This is a genomic window from Listeria farberi, assembly GCF_014229245.1.
Lineage (GTDB): Bacteria > Bacillota > Bacilli > Lactobacillales > Listeriaceae > Listeria > Listeria farberi.
On record NZ_JAARZJ010000029.1, the window covers coordinates 1 to 7,972 of the forward strand.

Here is a 7,972-nt window from a genome sequence, read left to right on the forward strand (position 1 = left end):
ACTGCTTGATGAACATTTCGAATAATGAGCGTTTGATTACTTGAAAATCCTCGTTGCGTTTTTCATACACGATTTGATCCACTAGTGGTCTAAAAGGTTCCATTAAATCACTGGCAAAATTAAAATCATTAAATTGATTGGCATGTTTTAATCCAAACTGTGTCATGCATCCAGCTTTTACTAGTTCACGCGCAAAAATACTCAATAATAATGTATAACCATAGTTCAATCCACTATTGACATCATTTTCCTGTTCACGAGTAAAGTCATTCCCAAAAAGCTGATTAAAATAAATTCTAGCTGCATGCCCTTCCCGATTGGTCGGATCAAAAACGGCTAAAGTTTCATGTAGCTTTATCAATGAATCTGCCTTCTCGTCGTAATTCAACATTGATAAAAACATACTTTGATTTAATATTTTTTGAGAAATAATCTCTGTCCATACCGCTGCCTTTAATTCAGCCTCCCATTCTAATTGCTTCGATAATTGCAAACTACTATCATGCCGACCATAAAAAGGAAGCAACTTTCCAATAGGCAATCGTTTATCATCACAAAAGAGAATCAATATATTCTCAGCTACTAAGCAGTTGATTAGCATAGTGGTCAGTGTAATATCTGTTGTTTCTAGCAGAAGCACATCAATTTCTGATAGATGAATCATTTCCTGTTGATAGGCGGATTTAAACACAAGATGTTGATTCTTGTATGATAGTTTCGAATGTGAATTTACTACAATAGTTCGCCATCCCATTTAGTCATCCAGCCTTTTCCGTGCTTCATATAGCCCAGTAATTGATTGATAGATAATAGTAGCATTTAATAATTCTTTAAGATTAATGTACCTTTTACGTTCAATAGTGATTTCAAAAAATTTAAAGTTCACAGGTGCACCCATCGCATTGAATGCCATTAAATTAACAAAAGATTGTGCAATTGTCTTGATGTCACCCTCTTTATTTTGCTCAAAAAGTTGGTTAATTTTGTTTAGATTAGTATCGGCTAACGTATATCTTTGGGCAAATTCTGATACGTGCGCTAGTAGTTCAGCAAACATTCCTCTATTACTTTCAATATAATCAAGGCTTTTCCCATCACTTGCCTCACAATTTTTCGCATGGTGTAGCAATGCAATTAAATGCCTTGGTAGTACCATTTGATTTCCTTTTTGAGCCTCATTAGCACTGGCTAACATTCTTCGGCGTCCATCCTCACATTCATACAACGTATACTTTGGTAATTTCGCGAGCACTCTAGGAAGACGATAACCTTTTTCTTCTAAAAATGCTTTCTTATTTTTTTCAAACGTCTTACGTTCCATGACAGTAATACGGATAATTTTTTTCTCGAAAACCAGCTTATTTTTCCCCTTCGCACATTCAATAATTACTGCATAGGCCATGTTTGGACTATCAAAACCACCATATTTTTGTGGATTCCAATTTGTTTTTCTAGGAATTAATTTACTGGATTCTCCTCTAGGTTTAATTGTAGCTTTTGAAAATTCCCCTTTTTGAATTTCTATTTTCTTTACAATATTAATTTGACGGTAGTTAAGGACTTTTTTGATAGTTTCTAGATATTTTTTATCCCATAAAATTTCGCCATTTTCGTCTATTATTTGATCTTTCTGCGCAAAGAATAACATAATATTCGTGTAGAACTGTTTTTTTGCGGTAGCTTTATTCGCTTTGAACCAATCAAACTGGTGGTAATCACCATAAACAAACTCTGGCTCTAACTGAGGATATACTTTTAATAACGTATTCGCGACCACCCCATTTAAGTAAGCATCATGAGCATGATGGTAATCATTAATTTCACGGACCTTGTATAATTGAAATTGCTTACGAAATTGGCTAACCAACGTAGATTTCAATGTTACAATTCTAACCTGTTCTATCACATTTCCATTCTCATCTTTTTTACAATTAAAGCGTTGATATAAGATATTCGACACATTCTTTGTAATTTGCCGAGTCTCCACTAATTGTCTTTGGATAAATTTTGCTTTATCCGCTTCTGTAAGCCCTCCTTTTTCAGCTTTAGTTAAATAATCAAATTTCCGCTTACTCATCAATTTCGCTTGGTATAATTTCTCCCAAAAAATCTTTTGCTTCTGAACAATTTCTAATGACGGGACATTATCCCTTTTTTCACGATTGGCAGCCGAACTTACTAATACGCGGTTATCAATAGAATTATCTGTTATAAAGCTCTGCGGAACGATATGATCAATATCATAGTTAGAAAGATTGTGGATATCCAAGTCTTGTCCTGTATACATATCCTTCCCATTCTGTAAATAATATAAATACAATCTGTCATTCTTTAATCCTTGATTATCGATCGGATGCTCTTTTAGAATTTGACTACCAAATTCTTTAATCGCTTTTTCTAATGATTTATAACGTGGCCTAGAATTATTTTTTCCTTTTCCTGTTGTTTGATTTTCTCTTGCCATTTCCACAACAATAGTTTGAGGTGGGTAGCCCATTACACTAACAAGTTCATCGACAATCTTCAAGCTTTGTAGAATACCTTTTTTTATAGCCGGGCTACCAGCAAGGTCTGCCACAATACTTTGAATATCTTTATCTGCTGTAGTTACTTGTTCTTTTTCAATTATTGATTTAAATGATAAATTGCTATCATTTATAAGTTGCATCAGATTACGGTTTAGCCCATCATCATTCATCAAATAATCTAAAATAGATAGGTGAGACTGCTTATCGCGAATCCCAACAAGTAACTTAGCGGATAATCTTCCCCAACCGGTATAATGCCGTCGTTCTAATTTTTTCAGAATCGTCCCATTCAAAACATCGGAAAATTGTTGTAACTGTTCTTTAATCATGCGCTTATCTTCAAACACTGTTAAGATTTTAACGATTTCTTCTAACATCTCCATATGTAGTGAGTTATCAAGAATTTCTCGTTCTATCCCTACCCTCAATAAATCATGATAGATGCTGTAACTAGCGTTAAATGTATCTTTGATACCTTCAATAGTAGCACACTCAACATGGTTCATATTACGTAAAAATACTTCTAAGTCTTTCTTCTTCACTTTACGCTTTTGTTTAAACAACCCATTAAAAATTTGTTGTTTTTCCTTTCCTGAAAAATAGTGAGTTTGCCCTTGATCATCCATATATCTAACTTTAGTTAACTCATTATACACCATATATTTTTGATAACAGGGACTATGTTTAGGCAACACATTTTCTTTAGGCAAATAGGTATCTTTATTGGTCATTTTTTCAATAAAGTTTACTGCTGACTTGCCAAAATCCACTTTCTCTTCTATATTCCACGGTCTAATTTCACCATCAATTTTTCTTGTTAGCCATGCGAATTCACTCTGTCCGTTAGCTAGCGGACCAACAAAATAAGGGATTCTAAAAGTTACTAAACTTTTAATTTTATCATAGTTTTCTTTTAAAAAAGGATAATATTTTGCTTGCTGGTGTAAAATAGCCTCTAATTCTTGCAAATGTAATTGATGCGGAATCGCTCCATTGTCAAACGTCCGTTGTTTACGTAAAAAATTACCTTCCTCTATCAGGTTAATAAAATAGTCGACACCCTCGATATTCTCTAACTTTTTTTTCATGTAACTATAAAAATCCGCTTGACTTGTTTTACCATCTATATAGCCTGCATAGCCATGTTTATTTCTATCATTAAACACTTCTTCAAACTTTTCTGGTAAATGAGTTTTGAAAAATGCCTTCAATCTCTTTAGATCTTTATCATGTTTATCAAAACGTTCAATCATACTGACAGACAACATTGCCTTCGTTTCTGCATTTTTCACATTAATAATGCTAGATAATACCACCGCATTATACGCATTTTTCACAGCAACAAAAAGTTCAGCATATTCATCTCCAATCTTTGCCAGTAAAGCCTCTAAATCTTCTTCATAACTCTCTTTTGCACATTCAATATCTATTTTTTCATCCAGATCAAAAAACTTTTTAAAATTCCCTTTATTTCCTACAATCATACTTATGAATTGAGCAAATATACCTGTATTTTTTTCATTTGGGTATAATGCTAAAACTCTTCTCACTTTTTCTCTTCGTGTAAGCTTTTCCGAGAGAATTTCAGCTACTTCTCTATTCTCCTCCAATGGTGTTAAATTACCATCTTCCGTAGTACCCACAAACACTTGATTATATATCTGCAGGAATTGCTTAAATATTTCATCTATAGAAGTGTTTTGCGTATCTAGCTCTCCCTCAATTAAAAAATGACCTCGATATTTTACAATATGAGCCAAAGCTAAATAAATTAATCTCAAATCAGCTTTGTCTGTGGAATCTACCAACTCTTTTCGCAAGTGGTAAATTGTCTGAAAATCTTTATGATACGCAACTTCTTCCTCTAGAGTTGCAAAAAACGGATGGCTGCCATATCTTTTTTCGCTTTCCACATAAAAACTATCTTTTAATCGGCAGAAGAAATTAGCATCAACTTTTTCCATCTCCGCAACAAATATTTCTTGTAAATAAGAAATTCGATTTCGTCTTCTCTCTATTCTCCTTTTTGTTGTTCTTTGCACCCTTCTATCAGCAGCTGTTTTCCCCTCATCAAATAATCTTACACCCCAGAAATTTTTCTTTATTTGTTTTTTCTTTGAATCTCCAACAATTTTCATTTTCCTCTTCACTAAATCATATTGATCTGTCAATACTGCCCAGCCTACTGAGTTAGTTCCAATATCTAAACCGATTGTATACGGTTTTCTCATTTTCTTCATCCCTTCAAATTTTTTTATTATTAATGAGTTGCATTTTTTTCATAATTTGATACAATGTATGTATTGTTAGTATTCAAAATAACATAGCGAGTTAAAATAAGGCTTTGTCCGTTCTCAACTTTTAATTAAGTAGCGCTGTTTCGGCGCTTTTTTTGTGCGCTTTTTACGTAATTCATATATCTCATCATTTTATCCTATTTCATCTACTTTCCCATTCTAAAAGTATCCATTTAACTATATAAAATTAAAGCTTATCTGTATGTCGCTTTACTGTCCTCTTTAGTACATTTAGCGTTTGATTTCTGTCATTAACCCTTTATAACACAGAAAAATAAATGTACATCTATTTCCACCCTTTGTTTAGCCCTAAACTTTAAATACAAAAAACACCTTTGTCAGATTCATTTTTCTTGAATCTAACAAAGGCATTTTTCTCTAGAGACACTCGTTATATATCCAGTAAAAACAAAAGAAGTCCTCCTCCCTTACTCCTTTTTAAATAAATTTCGATTATTAGTAATCAATGCTTCATTTTCTTTTAACCATTTTTTTATATCCTCTAACAGAGATATACTACTTTCCCCTAAAGCAGTCAACTGGTAATATACTGGAAAACCTGTAGACGTCACGCCATTTTTAGAAATCAGTCCCGAGGCTTGTAAATTAATTAAATTTTCGTTTAACACTTTTCTTGAAATCCCAGGCATCTTCCTTGCTAATTCTGAAAAATGATGTTCACGCTCAGACAAAAGTAGTAAAATAAAAGGAACCCATTTCCCAAGAAGGGGCAAAGCTAATGTTCTAAGTCGTTGATCATCTGACATATGACGATTTGTATGCACCTCTAAGTAACCTCTTTTCCAGAAAAAAATTATTGCTTATACTAATCAGTATTATAGCATAGATGAGGAGAATCAGAATTGATGAAAAAACATTTTTTTAAGACATTTGAATTGGAATTCGAAACAACTAGATTGCTTTGGTATACTCCCTATGGTGGTTCTGATTATGGAGAAGTCGCAACAGTCACAGAAAGAATAAAGGATGGAAACTATGAATCTTGGTATCATGAATGGTCTACTTTTGCTCAATCTTTAGAAAGACGAGCAGCTACCTTTTACTCCCCAGAAAGTAAAGGCAATGCTCTTTTACGTTCAAGTCGCTATTATCAAGCCGCAGAATTCTTTCTACCTCCTAAAGACCCTCGAAAAATAGAAGCTTATACAAAATCAGTAACGCTTTTTTATGACGCATTAAGCCTAAAAAAGATACCTTACACGAAACATACTATTGATTATAAACAGGTGAAATTAAGGACCCTCTATTTTAAAACTTCTCAACCAACAAAGGGAACTTTTTATATTTGTGGTGGTTTTGATGCACTTCTAGAAGAACTTTATTTTACCAATGTTATAGCGACCTTAGCCAATGGTTATGATGTTGTGTTGTACGAAGGACCTGGTCAATCTGATGTAATCCGAAAATATGCACTCCCTTTCGAAGCAGATTGGAATGAGGTAGTCAGCGTAGTAATACATTATTATGAAGAAAAAGAGAAACTTATAGGCGAAAGAATTGGCGTTGGTATTTCATTAGGGGGCTTATTGCTCGCTAGAGCCGCAAGTTTAGATAATAAACTATTTGATCAAATTATTTTATATAATTATTTCCCTTCTATGCTAGAATCTTTTAAAAAATCATTGCCTTCCCCTTTACATCGATTTCTAAAACAGGGATTTCCGGAACCATTAGAAAGTATTTGCACCTTTTACCTTCAGCATCATCATTTTTTAAATTGGCAGATAGAGCACGCAAAATGGGTGTTTGGCGCAACCTCTCTAAATGATTTATTAGCTATATGCGCCGATTACAATGAAAAGATTGCTTATGAAAACTTAAAAACGGACTGTCTCGTATTGCTTGCGCGAAATGAAAATTATTATGATTATCAACTTGGCGTATCTTTTTTCCAAAAGATTCCGGCAAAACGTAAAAAGTTAATTTTATTTGATAAACAAAATTACTCCTCCGATTTGCACTGCCAAAATGGGGCTACTTATGATGCAAATGATCAACTATTTTTATGGTTAGCCAAATTAGATTAATTCACGTTTATTTAATTAATGAAAATAGAATTTAAATCTAGGATACTTCAACAGTAAATAAGGTGCGTATAATGAATCATCACAAGGATTATCTCCTTGTGATGATTTTAATAATCCGGTAAATCAGGATACCTCAAACCCAATTTCAAAGCCAGCTCCTTTATAGAAGAAACTTGCATTAAGTCTAATACTTATTAAGTCATTCCTATCTAAAATTTATGTTGATATATATCGGCATCAAGTAGGAAAACAAAGATCAAGATGTAAGAAGTCTTGAATTATAGTGAAATCATATAATTCTGCATATATAGATATGCAGAATCTGCCTAATTTTATACATTCTTTCATGTTATAATTGTTTTGCTGTCTAAGTCGAGGCTAAGAATAGCCGAAAAAGTACAAAGAGAAATCTTTGTACTTTTTTAGGTAAACATAAATCTATTATATCAAGTTGCAACCACCTGTTGCTAATATTCTACCAATACTCTCTTTTAGATTTTTTAAAGTTATGTCATAATTATATTATCAAATAAGATTAAGGAGAGTAGGTATATGGGAATTGCAGATAGAATAAAACAATTAAGAAAAGGCAATGAATTATCACAGGAAGAATTAGCTGAAAAAATAGGTGTTTCTAGGCAAGCTATTTCAAAATGGGAAACTGAAAAAAGCTTTCCAGACATTGAGAATCTGCTAATAATAAGTGAAGTATTTAAAATCAATTTAGATGAGCTTATTAAAGGGGATAGTAAATTTGAACAAAAATTAGTAGTTGATGGAAACACTAGGAAGTGGCATTTACTAGTTATATTCTTTTTACTATCAATTCTAGTTTATATTATTTATTGGAAAGTCACTCATAATATTTTCATGTTAGGCTTTGCTATTTCTACAGTTTTTATGTTGATAATTGAAATTAAGATATATTTTACTGGAAAATTATTAAATATCTTTTAGCACTGGTATCATATAGATGGATTCAGAACATTCTGATTTATCAATCGCCTGAAAAATTGACAAAACAGTTAATGTTTACGCAACGGATGACATTTCCAGAAAATCTTTAATAATTTGAAGGATATATTATACACTATAGGAT

Annotated in this window: 5 protein-coding genes; 2 read left to right on the plus strand and 3 right to left on the minus strand. The window is 32.6% G+C overall.

What is annotated here, in order from left to right; all coding sequences use genetic code 11:
• The 3 genes from cas1 to HCB45_RS14665 form a co-directional block, all read right to left on the minus strand.
• A partial coding sequence (gene cas1 / locus HCB45_RS14655) for a type II CRISPR-associated endonuclease Cas1 (protein ID WP_185620385.1) occupies positions 1-754 on the minus strand: 754 nt, incomplete at its 3' end.
• On the minus strand, positions 755-4,759 hold the full coding sequence (gene cas9, locus HCB45_RS14660; protein WP_185620388.1) for a type II CRISPR RNA-guided endonuclease Cas9: 4,005 nt from the start codon (positions 4,757-4,759) through the stop codon (positions 755-757).
• A 494-nt stretch (positions 4,760-5,253) separates the two neighbouring features.
• Positions 5,254-5,592 carry a winged helix-turn-helix transcriptional regulator gene (locus tag HCB45_RS14665; RefSeq protein ID WP_221771128.1) on the minus strand — a complete coding sequence of 113 codons (339 nt, stop codon included), beginning with the start codon at positions 5,590-5,592 and terminating at the stop codon, positions 5,254-5,256.
• 99 nt (positions 5,593-5,691) lie between these two features.
• On the opposite strand from HCB45_RS14665, the gene HCB45_RS14670 reads away from it, so the two are divergent.
• Both HCB45_RS14670 and HCB45_RS14675 read left to right on the plus strand, forming a co-directional pair.
• A complete protein-coding gene (locus HCB45_RS14670; RefSeq protein WP_185620389.1) occupies positions 5,692-6,873 on the plus strand; it encodes an alpha/beta hydrolase in 1,182 nt (393 codons plus the stop codon).
• 552 nt (positions 6,874-7,425) lie between these two features.
• Complete coding sequence (locus HCB45_RS14675; protein ID WP_185620387.1) at positions 7,426-7,830, plus strand: helix-turn-helix domain-containing protein; 405 nt, start codon at positions 7,426-7,428, stop codon at positions 7,828-7,830.
• Positions 7,831-7,972: the final 142 nt, after the last annotated feature.